The sequence below is a fragment of the Sporomusaceae bacterium ACPt genome, assembly GCA_041428575.1.
Lineage (GTDB): Bacteria > Bacillota > Negativicutes > Sporomusales > Sporomusaceae > Sporomusa_D > Sporomusa_D carbonis.
In genome coordinates this window covers 3884516-3901255 of the sequence record CP155570.1, presented here as the reverse complement: position 1 = coordinate 3901255, position 16740 = coordinate 3884516, and the positions used below count along the sequence as shown (strand labels likewise).

23 protein-coding genes and 1 riboswitch are annotated in these 16740 nt (G+C 48.1%); of the genes, 16 read left to right on the top strand and 7 right to left on the bottom strand.

Features of this window, described 5'->3' with window-relative positions:
- Nucleotides 1-55 precede the first annotated feature (55 nt).
- The 7 genes from SCACP_RS19930 to SCACP_RS19900 all read left to right on the top strand — a co-directional run bounded on the left by SCACP_RS19930 (nucleotide 56) and on the right by SCACP_RS19900 (nucleotide 8076).
- The gene (locus SCACP_RS19930) at nucleotides 56-1477 is read left to right on the top strand and encodes a CCA tRNA nucleotidyltransferase (protein WP_425059225.1); all 1422 of its coding nucleotides are present in this window, start codon (nucleotides 56-58) and stop codon (nucleotides 1475-1477) included.
- 55 nt (nucleotides 1478-1532) lie between these two features.
- Nucleotides 1533-1694, top strand: a complete 162-nt coding sequence (locus SCACP_RS19925; protein ID WP_425059224.1) for a hypothetical protein — start codon at nucleotides 1533-1535, stop codon at nucleotides 1692-1694.
- 182 nt (nucleotides 1695-1876) lie between these two features.
- Entirely contained in the window at nucleotides 1877-2974 is a 1098-nt protein-coding gene (gene serC, locus SCACP_RS19920; protein WP_425059223.1) for a 3-phosphoserine/phosphohydroxythreonine transaminase, read from the top strand.
- Nucleotides 2975-3025: 51 nt separating this feature from the next.
- Nucleotides 3026-4609 (top strand): phosphoglycerate dehydrogenase, encoded by a 1584-nt coding sequence (gene serA, locus SCACP_RS19915; protein ID WP_425059222.1) that lies wholly within the window; start codon nucleotides 3026-3028, stop codon nucleotides 4607-4609.
- 350 nt (nucleotides 4610-4959) lie between these two features.
- Complete coding sequence (locus tag SCACP_RS19910) at nucleotides 4960-6033, top strand: tetratricopeptide repeat protein (protein ID WP_425059221.1); 1074 nt, start codon at nucleotides 4960-4962, stop codon at nucleotides 6031-6033.
- 151 nt (nucleotides 6034-6184) lie between these two features.
- On the top strand, nucleotides 6185-7192 hold the full coding sequence (locus SCACP_RS19905) for an aldo/keto reductase (protein WP_425059220.1): 1008 nt from the start codon (nucleotides 6185-6187) through the stop codon (nucleotides 7190-7192).
- Between the two features lie 20 nt (nucleotides 7193-7212).
- Nucleotides 7213-8076, top strand: a complete 864-nt coding sequence (locus SCACP_RS19900; RefSeq protein WP_425059219.1) for an NAD(P)/FAD-dependent oxidoreductase — start codon at nucleotides 7213-7215, stop codon at nucleotides 8074-8076.
- A gap of 176 nt (nucleotides 8077-8252) precedes the next feature.
- On the opposite strand, the gene SCACP_RS19895 is transcribed toward SCACP_RS19900, so the two are convergent.
- The 3 genes from SCACP_RS19895 to SCACP_RS19885 all read right to left on the bottom strand — a co-directional run bounded on the left by SCACP_RS19895 (nucleotide 8253) and on the right by SCACP_RS19885 (nucleotide 9676).
- On the bottom strand, nucleotides 8253-8489 hold the full coding sequence (locus SCACP_RS19895) for a hypothetical protein (protein ID WP_425059218.1): 237 nt from the start codon (nucleotides 8487-8489) through the stop codon (nucleotides 8253-8255).
- 428 nt (nucleotides 8490-8917) lie between these two features.
- Nucleotides 8918-9307, bottom strand: a complete 390-nt coding sequence (locus tag SCACP_RS19890) for a hypothetical protein (protein WP_425059217.1) — start codon at nucleotides 9305-9307, stop codon at nucleotides 8918-8920.
- A gap of 15 nt (nucleotides 9308-9322) precedes the next feature.
- Entirely contained in the window at nucleotides 9323-9676 is a 354-nt protein-coding gene (locus SCACP_RS19885; protein WP_425059216.1) for a helix-turn-helix domain-containing protein, read from the bottom strand.
- Between the two features lie 149 nt (nucleotides 9677-9825).
- Between SCACP_RS19885 and SCACP_RS19880 the strand changes: the two genes are divergently transcribed.
- The 3 genes from SCACP_RS19880 (at nucleotide 9826) to SCACP_RS19870 (ending at nucleotide 10648) form a co-directional block, all read left to right on the top strand.
- Complete coding sequence (locus tag SCACP_RS19880; RefSeq protein ID WP_425059215.1) at nucleotides 9826-10083, top strand: helix-turn-helix transcriptional regulator; 258 nt, start codon at nucleotides 9826-9828, stop codon at nucleotides 10081-10083.
- Nucleotides 10084-10158: 75 nt separating this feature from the next.
- Complete coding sequence (locus SCACP_RS19875) at nucleotides 10159-10284, top strand: hypothetical protein (protein WP_425059214.1); 126 nt, start codon at nucleotides 10159-10161, stop codon at nucleotides 10282-10284.
- Nucleotides 10285-10309: 25 nt separating this feature from the next.
- Nucleotides 10310-10648, top strand: coding sequence for an ATP-binding protein (locus tag SCACP_RS19870; protein WP_425061455.1), 339 nt, complete (start codon nucleotides 10310-10312; stop codon nucleotides 10646-10648).
- Between the two features lie 326 nt (nucleotides 10649-10974).
- On the opposite strand, the gene SCACP_RS19865 is transcribed toward SCACP_RS19870, so the two are convergent.
- On the bottom strand, nucleotides 10975-11100 hold the full coding sequence (locus SCACP_RS19865; protein WP_425059213.1) for a hypothetical protein: 126 nt from the start codon (nucleotides 11098-11100) through the stop codon (nucleotides 10975-10977).
- A 112-nt stretch (nucleotides 11101-11212) separates the two neighbouring features.
- Here SCACP_RS19865 and SCACP_RS19860 point away from each other — a divergent pair, with 112 nt between their 5' ends.
- Both SCACP_RS19860 and SCACP_RS19855 read left to right on the top strand, forming a co-directional pair.
- Nucleotides 11213-11353 (top strand): hypothetical protein, encoded by a 141-nt coding sequence (locus SCACP_RS19860; RefSeq protein WP_425059212.1) that lies wholly within the window; start codon nucleotides 11213-11215, stop codon nucleotides 11351-11353.
- Between the two features lie 8 nt (nucleotides 11354-11361).
- Nucleotides 11362-11547 (top strand): hypothetical protein, encoded by a 186-nt coding sequence (locus tag SCACP_RS19855; protein ID WP_425059211.1) that lies wholly within the window; start codon nucleotides 11362-11364, stop codon nucleotides 11545-11547.
- Nucleotides 11548-11599: 52 nt separating this feature from the next.
- Here the strand turns inward: SCACP_RS19855 and SCACP_RS19850 are convergent, their stop codons facing one another.
- On the bottom strand, nucleotides 11600-11836 hold the full coding sequence (locus tag SCACP_RS19850) for a hypothetical protein (protein ID WP_425059210.1): 237 nt from the start codon (nucleotides 11834-11836) through the stop codon (nucleotides 11600-11602).
- A 275-nt stretch (nucleotides 11837-12111) separates the two neighbouring features.
- Here SCACP_RS19850 and SCACP_RS19845 point away from each other — a divergent pair, with 275 nt between their 5' ends.
- Together SCACP_RS19845 and SCACP_RS19840 are read left to right on the top strand one after the other, a co-directional pair.
- On the top strand, nucleotides 12112-12360 hold the full coding sequence (locus SCACP_RS19845; RefSeq protein WP_425059209.1) for a hypothetical protein: 249 nt from the start codon (nucleotides 12112-12114) through the stop codon (nucleotides 12358-12360).
- 54 nt (nucleotides 12361-12414) lie between these two features.
- Nucleotides 12415-12564 (top strand): hypothetical protein, encoded by a 150-nt coding sequence (locus SCACP_RS19840; protein ID WP_425059208.1) that lies wholly within the window; start codon nucleotides 12415-12417, stop codon nucleotides 12562-12564.
- Nucleotides 12565-12573: 9 nt separating this feature from the next.
- Here the strand turns inward: SCACP_RS19840 and SCACP_RS19835 are convergent, their stop codons facing one another.
- Together SCACP_RS19835 and SCACP_RS19830 are read right to left on the bottom strand one after the other, a co-directional pair.
- Complete coding sequence (locus SCACP_RS19835; protein ID WP_425059207.1) at nucleotides 12574-13248, bottom strand: uracil-DNA glycosylase; 675 nt, start codon at nucleotides 13246-13248, stop codon at nucleotides 12574-12576.
- Nucleotides 13249-13347: 99 nt separating this feature from the next.
- Nucleotides 13348-13548 (bottom strand): hypothetical protein, encoded by a 201-nt coding sequence (locus SCACP_RS19830; protein WP_425059206.1) that lies wholly within the window; start codon nucleotides 13546-13548, stop codon nucleotides 13348-13350.
- 453 nt (nucleotides 13549-14001) lie between these two features.
- Here SCACP_RS19830 and serS point away from each other — a divergent pair, with 453 nt between their 5' ends.
- Together serS and gcvT are read left to right on the top strand one after the other, a co-directional pair.
- A complete protein-coding gene (serS, locus tag SCACP_RS19825; protein WP_425059205.1) occupies nucleotides 14002-15270 on the top strand; it encodes a serine--tRNA ligase in 1269 nt (422 codons plus the stop codon).
- Between the two features lie 68 nt (nucleotides 15271-15338).
- Nucleotides 15339-15424: riboswitch (glycine riboswitch) on the top strand.
- Between the two features lie 213 nt (nucleotides 15425-15637).
- On the top strand, nucleotides 15638-16738 hold the full coding sequence (gene gcvT, locus SCACP_RS19820) for a glycine cleavage system aminomethyltransferase GcvT (RefSeq protein WP_425059204.1): 1101 nt from the start codon (nucleotides 15638-15640) through the stop codon (nucleotides 16736-16738).
- Nucleotides 16739-16740: the final 2 nt, after the last annotated feature.

The following is a 16740-nucleotide window of genomic DNA, read 5'->3' as shown; positions in this document are numbered from 1 at the left end:
AGTATTTTTTACGGGAACTACCGGATATTATCGGGGCGGGCAAAGGAGTCTGCAGATGGAAACTGCCGGAGAAATTATAGCGGCGCTTGGCGCCGCCGGACATCAGGCATATATTGTGGGTGGTGCAGTGCGTGACCTATTACGCGGCGCCAAGCCGGCCGACATTGATATTGCAACCGGTGCCGTTCCGGCTGAAATAATCGCTATTGCCGAGCGCCAAGGGTGGAAAGCGCTTCCTGTGGGCGCAGCGTTTGGCGTTGTTGCCGTAGTGGCCAACGGCCGGAAATATGAGGTGGCAACCTTTCGCACTGAGCGTTATGGTACTGACAGCCACCGTCCGGAAAGTGTCCAATTGGGAGTTAGCCTGGCTGACGACTTGGCCAGGCGTGATTTTACCATTAACGCTATGGCTCTAGGACCCGATGGTCATGTTGTTGACTTATTCGGGGGGCAAACGGACTTAACGGCTAAGGTTATTCGCACGGTAGGCAACCCGCGGGAACGGTTTGCCGAGGACGGACTTAGGATGTTCCGGGCCGCGCGGTTTGCCGCCCGGTTTGGCTATACTGTAGAAAGTGATACGATGGCGGCCATAACTGCCAGTTTAGAGCGGGTTAATGGTCTGTCGGTTGAACGGGTGAGGGACGAAATTGAAAAAACGCTGCTTGCCAAGTTTGCGTCACAGGGACTTGATATCATGATAAACACCGGCTTGCTGGCCGCAAACTGTCAAACCCGGGAACGGGGGCTGACTCAGCCTGTGCCCATTCTGCCTGAACTGGTCCATCTTGACGGTTTGCCGCAAAACCCGCGTCATCACCTGCACGATGCCTGGCGGCACACCATGGCGGCTGTTGACCTTGCTCCTGCGGATATTGTGCTACGGTGGGCGGCGTTACTGCATGACGTGGCTAAAGGCTGGCCGGGGGTGCGCACTGTTAATAAAGAAGGCCAGCCGTCAGACCCGGGTCATGAAAAGATAGGGGCTGAGCTGGCTGCCGCCATAATGGGAAGGCTAAAGACAGAGCGCCGGGTAGCCGACCGGGTCGTGTGGCTGATTAGACATCATTTGTATTTTCCCAAAGTAGAGTTTAAAGTCGTGTTAAAGTGGCTCAAACGGTTGGCTGGCAATTTTAAGAACAGCGATGAGTTTGGCGCGGCAATGCATCAATTAATTACATTGCATAAGGTCGACCGGCTGGCCGGCCACACTCAACCTGATATTGACGAGTTAACTGCGGTCTGGGAAATGACCGGGGCGATCATGCGGGATGTGCCGTTTTTTCCGGCTCAAATGGCCATTAGCGGCCGGGAAATTGCTGCGAAATTCGGAGGCGGGCCGGAAGTTGGCCGGTTTCAGCAAAACTTGCTCGAGAGAATTCAGGCCGGGCGGCTAACCAATACTCGTGAAGCACTTATGGCTGCACTTGACGCGCGTGCCTGCCGTATATCTGAAAAAAACAAGAAAAATTATTAAAAGTTTTTATGAAAAATACACTTGACTACCTTTGACGGATAATATATAATCAAAAATGAGTAAAATAGCTGAGCATGATGAACAGGAAGTTAACTATTACAATCTTCAGAGAACCGGCGGTTGGTGCGAGCCGGTGTGCGTAACAGTTGATTCCGCCTGGGAGTGGCTGATGATGAATCTGACGGGTCCGCCCGGTATAGCGGCAAAAGTTGGCTGAAAGGCAACATGGGTGGCACCGCGGGAAATAGCTCTCGTCCCTGTTATGGGATGAGGGTTTTTTATTTTGTACGCGGGGACTTATGTTTTCTTTTAGTTTAAAACTGGGTGGCACCGCGGGATACCTATCTCGCCCCAACATTTTGTGGGGCGGGATTTTTATTTTATTGATGAGGTGATTTTATGACAAAGTCTTTCAAAAGAGCGCACAATTTTAATGCCGGGCCGGCAGCCCTGCCTCTGGCGGCTCTCCAAAAAGCACAGGAGGAACTATTAGATTTTAACGGTACAGGTATGTCGGTCATGGAACTCAGTCACCGCAGTAAAGATTATGAGGCAGTGCATAATCGGGCAATCGGGCTTTTAAAAGAGCTGCTGGCTATACCTGAGAATTATGATGTGCTGTTTCTGCAAGGGGGAGCCAGCCTCCAGTTTGCCATGGTACCCCTGAACTTTTTGCCGGCAGGAAAGAAAGCCGGGTATGTTATGACCGGCTCTTGGTCGGAAAAGGCGTATGCCGAGGCTGAGAAACTGGGCGAGGTGTTTGTTGCCGCCAGTGCCAAAGAAGGCAACTACCGTCGCATTCCGGCTACTGAGGAACTGAAATACGGTAGCGACGCCGCATATCTTCATATTACCTCCAACAATACCATCTTTGGCACTCAGTGGCAGGATTTTCCCGATACCGGTGACGTGCCCATGATTGCCGATATGTCCAGTGACATCTTGTCGCGGCCTTTTGATGTGAGTAAGTTCGGCCTGATTTATGCCGGTGCGCAAAAAAATCTCGGTCCCGCCGGTGTGACTGTGGTCATCATCAGGCATGATCTCCTGGACCAAGCCAATAAAAAAGTGCCCACGATGCTTAAGTACGGAACCTATGCCAAAGATAACTCGTTGTACAATACGCCGCCTACCTTCAGCATTTATATGGTAAAACTCATGCTGGAATGGGTCAAAGAACAAGGAGGGGTAGCGGCAATATACAAGCGCAATCAGGAGAAGGCAGCGCTTATTTATGAAACCATTGATGCCAGCAATGGTTTCTATGTGGGCCACGCTCAGCCGGATGCACGGTCACTGATGAATGTTACTTTCCGCCTTGCTAATGAAGAACTTGAGAAGAAATTTCTTGACACCGCCAAAAAATCCGGCTTTGTTGGTCTGAACGGGCATCGCTCCGTGGGTGGTTGCCGGGCTTCCATCTATAATGCCGTACCTTATGAATCCTGCGCTGCGTTGCGGGATCTGATGGTGTCCTTTCGGAAAGAAAACGGGTAAATGGGTGAGCAGTATAGCTGCAATTACCACTAATAATGGAGGTGTGGACATATGAAAATATTAGTAAGTGATCCGGTATCGGCAGCCGGTGTTGAGATTTTACAGAAAGAATTTGCGGTAGATGTAAAACTTAAGCTGCCGCCGGAAGAACTTATTAAGATTATTCCGGAATATGACGCGTTGGTAGTAAGAAGCGAGACCAAAGTAACCAAAGCCGTACTGGCTGCTGCCGATAAGCTAAAGGCCATTGGCCGGGCCGGGGTCGGTGTTGACAATATTGATGTCGAGGCTGCCACGCAGAAAGGTATCATAGTCCTTAACGCGCCTGAAGGCAATACAATTGCGGCCACTGAACACACTGTGGCCATGATGCTGGCGCTGGCGAGAAATGTTCCTCAAGCGCATCAATCAATGAAAGAGGGTAAGTGGGAACGCAGTAAATTTATGGGTGTCGAAATGCGTGGCAAAACACTGGGTATTTTCGGCTTAGGCCGGATTGGTACCGGGGTGGCTAAACGGGCACTAGCTATGGAGATGGAAGTATTGGCCTATGACCCGTTCATTAGCGCCGACCATGCTAAAGCATTGGACATAGAATTGGCTGAGATTGATGACATTCTTGCTAAAGCTGATTTTATTACACTGCATCTGCCGCTGACACCTGAAACTAAAAACCTCCTAAATAAAGAGGCCTTTGCCAAAGTTAAGCCGGGGGTGCGTATTATCAACTGCGCGCGGGGCGGCGTTGTTAATGAATTGGATTTGGCTGAAGCTGTCGAGGCTGGCATAGTAGCCGGAGCGGCTATCGATGTTTTCGAAAAAGAACCGGTAAATCCCGATAATCCGCTTTTAAAACTGGATAAGGTTGTAGTTACACCGCATCTGGGTGCTTCGACGGCTGAAGCTCAAGTTGGTGTTGCGGTTGATGTGGCTCACGGGATTATTGCGGCGCTGCGCGGTGAGCCTGTAACCACTGCCGTAAACATGGCGCCCATACCGGCGCATGTATTAAAGGTCATCAAGCCGTATCTTGATTTGGCTGAAAAAATGGGCTGCCTGGCTGTTCATCTGGCTGACGGCCGTATAAATGCGGTGGATATTGAGTATAATGGCGAAATCAGTCAAGTTGACACTAAAATGTTGACAACTGCCCTGGTTAAAGGCCTGCTTAATCCCATACTGCAAGAAAGCATTAACTATGTCAATGCTCCGGGCGTGGCCAAGGCACGCGGCATTAAGGTTAAAGAGATCAGAAGCAAGGAAGCCGTAGATTTTGCCAACCTCATTACGGTGAGGGTACGCACTGATAAAGGGGAACACAGGGTTGCCGGAACGTTGTTTGGCCAGGAAGGGCGGATTGTACTCATCGACGGCTACCGGGTAGATGTGGCGGCTGAAGGATGGCTGCTAATCGGGCCACATATCAACAAGCCGGGGATGGTTGGCAAGGTCGGCACTATCTTAGGCGAAGCAAACGTGAATATTGCCGGTATGCAGGTGGGACGCACCGAAACTGCCGGTACCAATATTATGGTTATGAGCATTGAGTCTGACATTCCCACCCCGGTTATGCTTAAAATTAAGGCGGTTGACGGGATACTCGGCGCCAAACTTGTTAACTTTAATGCAGGATAACGGGTATATGAAATCCAATAAAGATTTTTTTCTAGGCGTGTTGTTAGTAACGCTCCATCGCTGGCGCTTGACTTACGCCTATACTAACAACACGCCTGTAAATCTTTATTGGATACTATATCAGATCACCGGATAAAAAAGGGACTGTATTATTTTTTGGATACAGTTCCTTTTCCTGTTAATTACGCTTCTACAAAAAAGAGACTTTACGGTGTTTACGCGGTTTTTTAATATTCGTCACAATACTGGTAATTCTAGCAGGTATTGGGGTACAAACCGCGAAACATTATATATACATAGTAAATATTTAATCGTTTAAATTTCATCATGTTCAGGAAGGAGTTGTTAATATGCATAAAGATACCGGTTGCAATGAAACGACATGCGGATCGTCCTGTGATTGCGGGTGCTCAGGCTGCGGCGGCTCGGAGAAAAACCAGTTTAGCGAGCGTATGCAGGCTCTTTACGACCAGGGGAAAACGACCGAAATTTTGGCGGAGTGCAATAAAGTCTTACATGAAACTCCCGAAAATAGCGATGGCTATTTCTGGCGCGGTGTAGTAGCTGCAGTTGCCGGCAACTTTGACCAGGCGCTGGCTGATTATAACAAAGCTATTGACCTAAACCCGAAAAAGGCCGCGTATTATACTTACCGCGGCAGTGCTTACGCCATGACGGACGATACAGCCAACGCCGTCGTGGATTATTCTAAGGCCATGCTGTATGACCCTGCCAATTGGCTTAACTATGCCAATCGCGGTGTGATGTACCTTAATAAAAACATGTACGAGCATGCCATTGATGATTTTACCAAAGCCATCGAGCTGGAGCCTGAAGACATGGGTTCCTATGTTAACCGGGGCGACGCATTTGCTGCCCGGAACTTATTTTCAGTAGCTATTGCCGACTACAACAAAGTACTGGAACAATACCCGGAAGAAACGGGGGTACTTATTAAGCGGGGCCAAGCCTACTATGAACTGGGCATGAATGAGGAAGCTTTGCGTGATTACAATAAAATTATTGAACTTGAACCGGACAACATTACTGCGGTTGCCATTCGCGCCTCTATTTATCTTGGCCAAGGCAAACTCGATGAGGCTATTGCCGATTTCACCCGGGCTATTGAGCTTGACCCGCGCGATTCCCGGCCGTATTTTTTCCGGGGTGTAGCCGAAGTAGCTAACAAGGATTATCCTGCAGCCATTGCTGATTTTGACCGTTCGACCACGCTTAACCCTGACAACACTCTTGCCTATTATAACAAGGCTCTGTGTTGCGAAATGCAACACCGTAATGATGAGGCGATTGCCGCGTATAATGAGTTTATATCCAGGGCCAATCCGGAATCAACCGAGGCCAGGCATGCCAATGAGCGCCTTAAGGCGCTTGACAATACACCGGGCGGAACACAAATTCAGTAATTTTTATAAAGGCCCGCATAAGCGGGCTTCTGTTTACATTATCAGAAAGTATAACCACTTTCTGATAATAAGTAAGAACGACTAAGGCTTCTGCCGGCGTCCTGAAGGACTTGGCACAAGCCAAGTCTTTTCTTATAAGGAGGGATTGCTTATGGAAAAAAGACGTTTAGGACGTACTGAACTTATGGTAACACCAATTAGTTTTGGGGCCCTGCCCATGCAGCGCTGTACTATGGAAGAAGCCGGTGAGGTGCTGAAGGCGGCACTGGATGCTGGCATCAACTTTATTGATACTGCCCGGGCCTATACCGACAGTGAAGAAAAGATCGGCAGACATATTGCCAACCGCCGGAGTGAATACTATCTGGCGACCAAAAGCATGGCCAGAACCAAAGAAGCCATGGCGAAAGACATTGATATCAGCCTGGCGACCATGAAGACGGAATATATAGATTTGTATCAGATCCACAATGTCAAAGTCGAACAAGATTGGGCCGCGGTTATGGCCCCGGGCGGCGCGCTTGAGGCGCTCAAAGAAGCCCGGGCTGCCGGCAAAATCCGGCATATCGGCATAACCGGGCACAACATTGACCTCTTGGTAAAAGCGGTTAAGACCGGCGAATTTAGCACTGTGCAAGTACCGTTCAACTGTGTTGAGCAGGGGGCCATGAAAGAACTGTTTCCGCTCGCTAAATCTCTGGATGTCGGTATTATTGTCATGAAACCGCTGGGGGGCGGACTTATTTCCAATGTCGATCTGGCCCTGCGCTTTATTCTTGAGCAGGACGGTCTGGTTGCTATTCCCGGCATGGACCGGCTTGAACATATTGAACAAAATCTGGCGCCGACCAAAGACTTTAAACCGCTGAGTGCGGAGGAAAGAGCCAAGCTGAGTGCCGAAGCCGCCGAACTTGGTCCTAACTTCTGCCGGCGCTGCGGCTACTGTGTACCGTGCGCGGTTGGCATTGATATTCCACAGATGTTTATTTTCCACCTGCAATATACAAGATATGATATGAAGACCGCAATTCCTGAGCGGTATAAAGGTCTTAAAGTCAAAGCATCAGAGTGCATTGAATGTGGCGAATGTGAGGCGCGCTGCCCCTACAACCTGCCCATTCGCGAGCGCTTGAAACAAGTGGCCAAAGACCTTGGGTAGAACTACAAGGAGGAATGAATGTGGCCGACGACACTAAGTTTGACATTGCTGTTATCGGCGGTGGCCCGGCCGGGCTGTCAGCAACCTTGACAGGGCGCATCCGCAACAAAAGTATTGCCTTATTTGAACACCTCGACTTTAGCCAAAAGCTGCAAAAGGCTCACCTGGTAGATAACTACCTGGGGCTGCCGGAAGTTACCGGGAAAGGCCTTATGCAGCATTTTGCCGGACACGCGCTGGCTCACAGACCCAAACTTATTAAAGAAAAGGTACTTAATATTTTTCCCGGAGATAAGATGTTTACGTTACTTACTCCGGCCAACACCTACGAAGTCCGGGCCATCGTCCTGGCAACCGGTGTAGTGAGCACACTGCTGTTTGCCGGCGAGCGGGAATTCCTCGGGCGGGGGGTTAGTTATTGCGCTACCTGTGACGGACGCATGTTTGAAGGGCGGGATGTGGCGGTAATTTCCTATACCCAGGAGGGCGAGCACGAAACGGCGTTTTTGGGCGAACTCTGCCGCAATGTATACTATTTGCCGCAGTATAAAGGCGATTTTAGTAATTTCCGGGCCCCGATCAAGGTTATCTTTGCCAAACCGAAGGCGATTGCCGGTGACGGTCAGGTTGAAAAGCTGGTGACCGACCAGGAAGAGCTTAAAGTGCACGGGGTATTCATTATGCGGCAGTCCGATCCTGTCGAAAACTTGCTGCCAGGCCTTGAACTGGATGGAGAAGTGATTAAAGTTAACCGCGATATGTCTACAAATATTCCTGGAGTATTTGCTGCCGGCGATTGCACCGGTAAACCGTGGCAAATTGCCAAAGCTACCGGCGAAGGGCTTGTTGCCATGCTCAGCGCCATAACCTATATTGATAAATAAGAAAAACCCGGCAGACTGCTTATTACGGCCTGCCGGGTTTTCATTATTTAAGTGATTTTTTCATTTTCCGCTGTTCGCGCCGCTGGCTGTAGAGGGCCAGTAAATCAGGCGGTTCAGGTCATTTTAAATTATAGTCGGGCACCAGTTCCCGGCATTTTTTCACAGCCGCTTTGAGGTCATAATATACTTCCCAATTGGCTTTCACCAGATCTTTGCCGGTAAGCCGGAGGAGATAGGCCGGGATGGTATGTGGCAATGGCCGGGATGCCGTATTTGGTGGTGAACCACTGCCCGCGGTCTTTAGTGATACGGGCATTAGGCGATAACAGATATTTTAAAGCCACGCTGCCCAGTGCGATGATTACCTGAGGACGGACAAAAGGCGAGTTTTTGGTCAAGCCAATTCGTGGCACAAAATTGGCCTTCTTCGACAGTGGGGGTACGGTTGTTTTTGGGGCGACATTTAATTACATTGGTAGTACCATTTCGCATAACTGTACTTCCGTTCGCCATATTTATTCAATTTGTTCAAAAAAAACATCTTTGCCCTGCAATTTGCGCAACGTAAAAAATGAGAAAAAGGACTGGTTCGCTTAAACGCTTTTTGGTATGTTTTTGCGTCTGATTTAGCGATGAATTTGCGCCCTCTTATGTTATAATCATCTTGAAATAGGTCAATCCTAACAATATTCAATTTAGGAGTGATACTATGCTTACTAATATTACATGACTGCACCGCTTTTATAGTGGTGCTTTTTATTTATTTGTCGAAAATTGCGTTTGATTTTAAAAGGTATTGGAGGTATAATGACTACAAACATATGTTCGGTAATTGTTTGGTTTATTTTGCAACCTTCAACCCCTTAATTTCTGCTTCTTGGTGTGTTGTGCGAGTTGCCAGCACATCAAGCATGTTGGCGTGATGGTCAAGTTTTGATTCTATTTTTTCGGTTTCACGGTAAGTCTTTTCAACTAATTCAAGTAGGGCTTGGTCAGCATCGCTAAGAACATTAATATCATCTTTAGTAGCCATAGTTGATTTGATTTCATTAACATCCTGGCGTAGTTCCTCGATGGCAGCGTTATTACTGCCAACCATCTTAATAAGTTGTTCCATCATTGCTTGCATTTGATTCATTTGGTTCTGGTTGTGTTCCATCATTTTTTCAATCCGGTCAAACCGTTCTTCGCTCAAGCTAATCAGTCCTTTCATCTTCTCTTTCTTATCCACTTTGGCAGAACTCCATTACTTCCCCGCGGGGGCCTGCTCGTCGGCCAGTTCGTTTAGCTTGATAATGGTTTCAACAACTTTCCGGTCTTTTTCCGGAAGGCTTTTTAGTTTGCGGGCAAGTTCTATTAGTTCTAAGTCTTCGCTGGGGGCGGTGGGAGCTGGCTTGTCCCGGCCAAGAAGGTAGTCCACCGAAACGCCCAAGAAGTCGGCCAGTTTTGTTACTGTATCTAAATCAGGTTCACGCACACCTTGCTCATAATTATTAAGTCTGGCGCGTGAAAGACCGGTCATATCGGCAACCTGCTGTTGTGTAAAACCTTTACCATTTCTTAGTTCAGCAAGACGAACTGCATACAACGGTTTATCCATAAGACACCACCTTTAATTCAAATTATATGAAACATATTGTTTCTATACAATAGAAGACACAAAATGTCTCAAAAAAGTTATTAACAGAAACAAAATGTGTCATTATAATAAAAAGTGTAGAAACAATATGTGCTAAAGGAGGTGGTTATATGAGAAACACTATCTTAATCGAGCTGCGTGGCAAGCGATCTCGTGCTGAGGTTGCGAAAGAACTGGGAATAACTACTCAGGGATTTGGCATGATTGAAAGAAGGAAACGCATTCCGCGGCCTGATTTAATGAAGCGCATTGCGGATTACTACAATAAAACAGTTGATGAGCTTTTTTTTGGCACACTTGGACACGAAATGTATCAAGATAGTATCCCTTGCTGCCCGAACCCGGCGAAACCGGACCCGGCGGCGTGAGGATCTGAACAAACATTAAAGGGGGTGAAAGAATGGTCTATATTGTAGTTTGGGAGTTAGGCGGTTTTATCAACTGTGAAGTGTTTAGCCAAAGAGAATGCTGCTAAGGACTTTATAAAAGCTATGCAACAAAAGCGTGGCAAGGATTTAAAAATTGATATTCGCGAGCGTGAAATAGACTACATGACGAAACCTTGCTGAAGAGGCGAAACGATGCGCCTATTGAATAAAGGATTTTACTCTTGATACGACGGGCGGCAACGTCAGCGTATACGGTGACAACGAAACTGGGAAAACAAGTCTAGCAGATGCGTGGTTTTGGCTCCTATTCGAAAAGGATAGCCAAAATAAAAAAGACTTCAGCATCAAAAATTCGGATGAAACCGGCAAGGCGATCAGCGGCCTTGAGCATGAAGTTGAGGGAACATTGCAACTGGACCAAAAACGGTTACTCTCCGTAAAGTTTACACCGAAAAATGGACCCAAAAACGTGGCAGCGTTACGGCTGAGTTTACTGGTCACAGTACAGATTATTTCATTGATGGTGTACCGACTCCTTGTATGATTTAGGGGCTGAATATCATCAGGAATGGGTATTGTCGAAGGTGGATGCCATAAAGTGAGCGGTATAACCGGATGAAACCGATTATCATCACAACGAATTTGTGTGCAGAAGAACTTAAGAAAGTAAAAACTGTTTGACCATTTCGAGTCAAGTGTTTCGCAGATTTTCGATACCGGTGAAGGACCTACAGGCTCTCAGCAAAGGTAGTTAACATAAAATTATTAGTATTGGTTGAGCAAGGGTAAGGTTTTCTTGCGCATATACAGGAAACCGACTCAAATAATGGGGCTGCAGAATAACAAAAAAAAGAGCAGCCTATGCTGCCCTCAGGTTGACGGATGATTGGGACCAGTGAGATGCTTATCGCCGCTAATATCCTTATTTTTGAGGTTCTGGTTTTGTTCTTTTGCACGTTTCTGCGCTAAAGAGTCATTTGAGTTATTTTTAGCCACAGTATCACCTCCCGCTGATTATTATTTGCGGGATCAATGAGTTAAATACGGAGAGAAGGTTTGTAAGTATGAACGGACTAGCCTGAACCTGCTACAACTCCTGGTACCGAAGGTGATTAACAGTCCTGGTGATCTCGTGATCTTTGATGGTGTGGCCATTACGTTTACCTCTTTCAGCGGACAAATGGACCGTGATGGGTATGGCTATTCCCGGCCTACCGGCACAGTGACACTGCCTATCATATCCATGTAGCACATGGCATGCTGTTGGACCACGCGCCGCCATTTGACCGGTTTACGCTCATCAAGGACGTTCAGACAACGGTTGACCTGGTACTAATCGGCCATGATCACCAAGGCTTTGGTATTTACCGGCGCGCCGACGGTAAAATATTCTGCAACTCAAGCATTCTGAGGGCGCAAGTGGAAATCGAGAAAGTGGGCTGAGGTGCCAGAATAAAAAAAAGCCACCCACCGAGGTGAGGGCTTGGGAGATAAGTCAATCAAAATTGCCTAAAACGTCTAAACCGCCGGAATGGAAAGAAGAAAGGGAAGAACCCAAACCTTGGGAAAAACCCTCCACCAAATCTGCCGCCGAATCTACCACCAAATCCACCACCAAATCCACCACCAAAACGGCCGAATCGAGGCGGATCATCATCCATTGATGGATTATCCATTGATGCAATTTCTGATGGTGCACTACACATTGGACATTCGTCTTGTTCTTCATCATACTCGGAACCACAACAGGCACATATTCTGCAAGTTTCGTATTCACCTTCACAGTTTTCGTAAACTCTGTACTTCATTGAATAGGTTCCGATACATCTTCTTCCGGATGTAGGCATGGGTTCGCATGAAGGCATACACTTATGCATTGGCATGCAGTCATAGTCCTTTCTCGGTTTACAGCGCTCCATTTTCATACCTCCAATAACTTTTTTGTGGGTCCTATATATTTTATGCACGCTTATGGTGAGGTGTTAGGTGAATTTAAGGAGGTGTAGCATGAACGTTGACAATGGTCACTTGATAAAATTAGCTCAGTATGAGGCAATGCGCGCCGGCTATCAGCCTGTCCCGCCGGAGCTGCAGACGGAGGCCGAACGCGAATTGGCCGGCAAGAATGAATCTTTTGTTGATCTGAAAGCCGCTAGCCCGCTGGCTAATTGGGCAGCCAAGAAAAGGGCCGAGCGGGATAAGAAGAATGACAAGCGCCGGATGGCGAAGGAGTCTAGGCGGCGCAACAGAGCATAAATAAAGGGCAGCTAGTCTGCCCTATCGGCTTTTATATTATGGGGGTGGGTAAAGATGAATGCACTGGCTGAAATTAAAAGAGATAATGAAATAGCATCTGACTGGTTGTTATATTATCCGTATAGGAGACGCCAGTACTATGAAGATTTGCTCGACGTAGAGTACCGGATTTCTGATGTGCTCAATACCAAAAGACCGCGCTAGCGGTTTTTCTTATTTACGTATACTTTTGCCTAGTCGATCAATTCTCCGCGAGGCGTATAGTTTTAATAAGTCTGGCGGAACGGAAGATTTAAAATCATATCCGGGAGCAAGTTCCTGGCACTTTTCCACTGCCGCCTTGAGATCATAATATACTTCCCATTTGGCTTTTACCAGTTCTTTGCCTGTTAGTCGCAGAAGATAAGCGGGATGATAGGTTGCAATAGCGGGGATGTCGTATTTGGTGGTGAACCACTGGCCGCGGTCCTTGGTAATGCGTTTTTCCGGTCCATACAAGTACTTCAGTGCGACACTGCCGAGAGCTATGATGACTTTGGGCTGAACAAAGCGAAGTTCCTCGTCAAGCCAGTGATTTGCGCAGAACTGACCTTCTTCTATCGTAGGGGTTCGATTTCCTAATGGGCGGCATTTAATTGTATTAGATGTGTAAATTTTATCTCTTGTAATTCCGACACTGGCTAACGCTTTATCAAGAAGCTGTCCGGAAGGACCCACCAGCGGCACACCGTACTCATCCTCCACTCCGCCCGGCCCTTCCCCAACAATGGCAAGCGGACTATCCGACGTGCCATTGAACGATGTTGGACCGTGGTTTTTGTCTTTGCATAATTTGCATTTGTTACATAGTAGCAATGCTGTTTCAAGCTCAGAATGTGAAGAAAACACAGTTATTCACTCCTTGTTTGAGTGATTTTGGTAGATGAGTGAGGTACTACATTGGTAGTATATACCCTGTCCCGGGTAACGCCGACACTGGCCAGCGCTTTATCCAAGAACTGGCCGGACGGCCCCCGCAAGCGGCACACCGTATTCATCCTCGACGCCGCCCGGGCCTTCGCCGACAATGGCCAGCGGACTTACGGACGTGCCGTTGTATGATGTCGGGCCAATGGTGTCCTGGCGGAGCGGGCAGGCAGCGCAGACAAGGAGTGCTTGCTCAAGTTGTTCATGAGTGGCATGGGTCATGGTATCACCTCATTACGTAAGTTCGCTTTATAACAGAGAACTCCTTTTTTCGAAAATGGTAAAAAAAAGTCATATTACTTGATTTATGTTAATATAACTTTAATCACACAATACGGCTGCCAGTACTTTACAATTATTATTGAATAATGTATAATATTATATTGCATAATATATTGTAGCTTGTTATATGGTAAATGCAATGACAGGGCAGTGCATTACGGGGAGTTTTCAGAGAACTGGCGGCAGGTGCGAGCCAGTAACGACCTTATGCTATCCACCCGATGAGCATGCGGCGAGGAGCCGCACGGTACACGTCCGTTATGCGTGCCGAGCGGACTCTTGGCAGTCAATCAGGGTGGTAACGCGGGAAGTTAAACTCTCGTCCCTACGAGATGGGGCGGGAGTTTTTTTATTGTATTTTTAACCAGTGCGGAATTAAGGAGGGTAACTACCATGTTGGACATTAAATTTGTACGGGATAACCCCGAAAAAGTTGAACAGGCGCTCAAAAACCGGGGAGCAGCTATAGGCTTGGGCGAATTTATCAGCCTGGAAAAAGAACGGCGTGAATTGCTTGCCGAGGTAGAGGCACTGAAAAACAAGCGCAATACAGTATCCCAGGAAATCAGCAGGAAGAAAAAAGCAGGGGAAAATGCCGACGAGATGATTGTTGAAATGCGTGAGGTCGGTAACCGTATTGCCGCCATGGATGCCAAAGTCAAGGAAACTGAGGCGGCGCTTAGTGATATCATCATGAGTATTCCCAATGTGCCGCACGAGTCGGTGCCGGTGGGCAAAGACGAGCAGGACAACAAAGAAGTCCGCCGCTGGGGCGCGCCGCGGGAGTTTGCTTTTGAGCCGCTGCCCCACTGGGAAATCGGTGAAAAACTTGGTATTCTTGACTTTGAGCGCGGTGGCAAAGTCACCGGCGCCAGATTCACTTTCTATAAGGGGCTGGGTTCCCGCCTCGAACGGTCACTCATCAATTTCATGCTTGACCTTCATACCAAAGAGCATGGCTATACTGAGTTTTTCCCGCCGTTTATCGTCAACGAGGCCAGCATGATTGGTACCGGCCAACTGCCGAAGTTTGCCCAGGATATGTTTAAACTTGAAGGTCTGGACTATTATCTTATTCCCACTGCCGAAGTGCCGGTTACTAATCTTCACCGTCAGGAAATTCTTGATGCCAAAGACCTGCCACTCTATTATACTGCTTACAGTGCCTGTTTCCGGGCCGAAGCCGGCGCAGCCGGGCGTGATACCCGCGGTCTCATTCGCCAGCACCAGTTTAATAAAGTGGAAATGGTTAAATTCTGCCTGCCGGAAGAGTCGTACAACGAGCTGGAAAAGCTGACGCTTAACGCTGAAAGAGTCCTGCAACTGTTAGGACTGCCGTATCGGACTGTGCTGTTGTGCACAGGTGACATGGGCTTTTCCTCAGCCAAGACATATGATCTTGAAGTATGGCTGCCTAGTTTCAACACCTACCGTGAAATTTCTTCGTGCTCCAATTTTGAAGATTTCCAGGCCCGCCGTGCCGAAATCAAGTTCCGCCGCGAAGCCAAAGCCAAGCCGGAATTTGTCCATACCTTAAACGGCTCAGGGGTGGCCATCGGCCGCACGGTAGCCGCAATTCTGGAAAACTATCAGCAAGAAGACGGATCAGTGGTCGTGCCGGAGGTTTTGCGGCCGTATATGGGTGTCGATGTTATAAAATAAAATGGGGAAACCCTTATTGACAATTTTTCCGGCTTTTTGCTACAATTAAATCAATTTAATAGCACGGGATGATGGTTATGGGAGAGACCGCTAAGGCGGCGCCGAAGGAGTAAGTCTTTGTCAAACTCTCAGGCAAAAGGACTGTAACCGGACTATACTCTGGAGAGTACACCCGCAGGAGTGAGGGTGTCACCGATGGGGAAGCCCGCAAAGGCAAATCTCTCAGGTACAGCGGACAGAGGCAAAGGGAATTATTCCACTTTGCCTCTGTTTTTTATTTTGTCCGCTTTTGTCGGCAGAGCACGCGGTATTGGGGCAGTGGAATAGTTTAATATTAAGTATTCTGTACGAAAAAGGAGATGAATGCATGACAGCACGGCAGACGCCACTCTATGAGACCCATGTCAAGTACGGTGGTAAAATCGTCGAATTCGGCGGCTGGCTGCTTCCCGTCCGGTATACGGGGATTCTTGACGAACACAAGGCGGTTAGGGAAAAAGCCGGACTATTTGATGTTTCCCATATGGGTGAGGTTTTGGTGACAGGGCCGGACGCTCTGGTATTTTTGCAGAAACTGGTAACTAATGATGTTTCCCGTTTAGCGGACACGCAGGTACAATATACGCCCATGTGTTACCCTGATGGCGGCACGGTTGACGATTTGCTCATTTACAAACGCAATCATGATGAATACTTGCTGGTTATTAACGCTGCCAACATTGAGAAAGATTGGCGCTGGCTGACGGAAAATAGCGCCGGGTTCGATGTAGAATTAACGAATTTATCAGATGAAACTGCCGAACTGGCCCTGCAGGGACCACTGGCTGAGGCTATCTTGCGCAATTTGACTGACACTCCTGTAGAGCAACTTGGCTATTACTGGTTTATACCGGAAGCCCGCGTAGCCGGCAAGACGGTCATGCTTTCCCGGACCGGCTATACGGGTGAAGATGGTTTTGAGATTTATTGTTGTCCGGAAGAGGCCGCTTACCTTTGGGAAGCTGTCATGGAGGCAGGCAGACCCTATGGTCTGATGCCGGCCGGCCTGGGATGCCGCGACACGCTGCGGTTTGAAGCCGCTCTTCCTTTGTACGGCCATGAATTGTCGGCCGCCGTTACGCCCATTGAGGCAGGGATCGACAAATTTGTTAGCTTAGATAAAGGTGAATTTAACGGGCGGGCTACTCTGGCCGAACAAAAAGCGCACGGACCCAAACGGAAAATTGCCGGTTTTGTTCTTACCGGCCGGGGTATCCCCAGAGCCGATTACCCGGTAATCAGCGAGGGACGCCGGATTGGCACGGTGACAACCGGGTCTTATGCACCTACCCTTGACAAGAATATCGGTCTTGCGCTGGTTGAGGCCGGATATGCTCAGCCTGGCCAGCAATTTGACGTGGAAATCCGCGGAAAAAATGTTCCCGCCCAAGTAATCGCTAAACCATTTTACCGTCGAAAGGGGGAATGAAG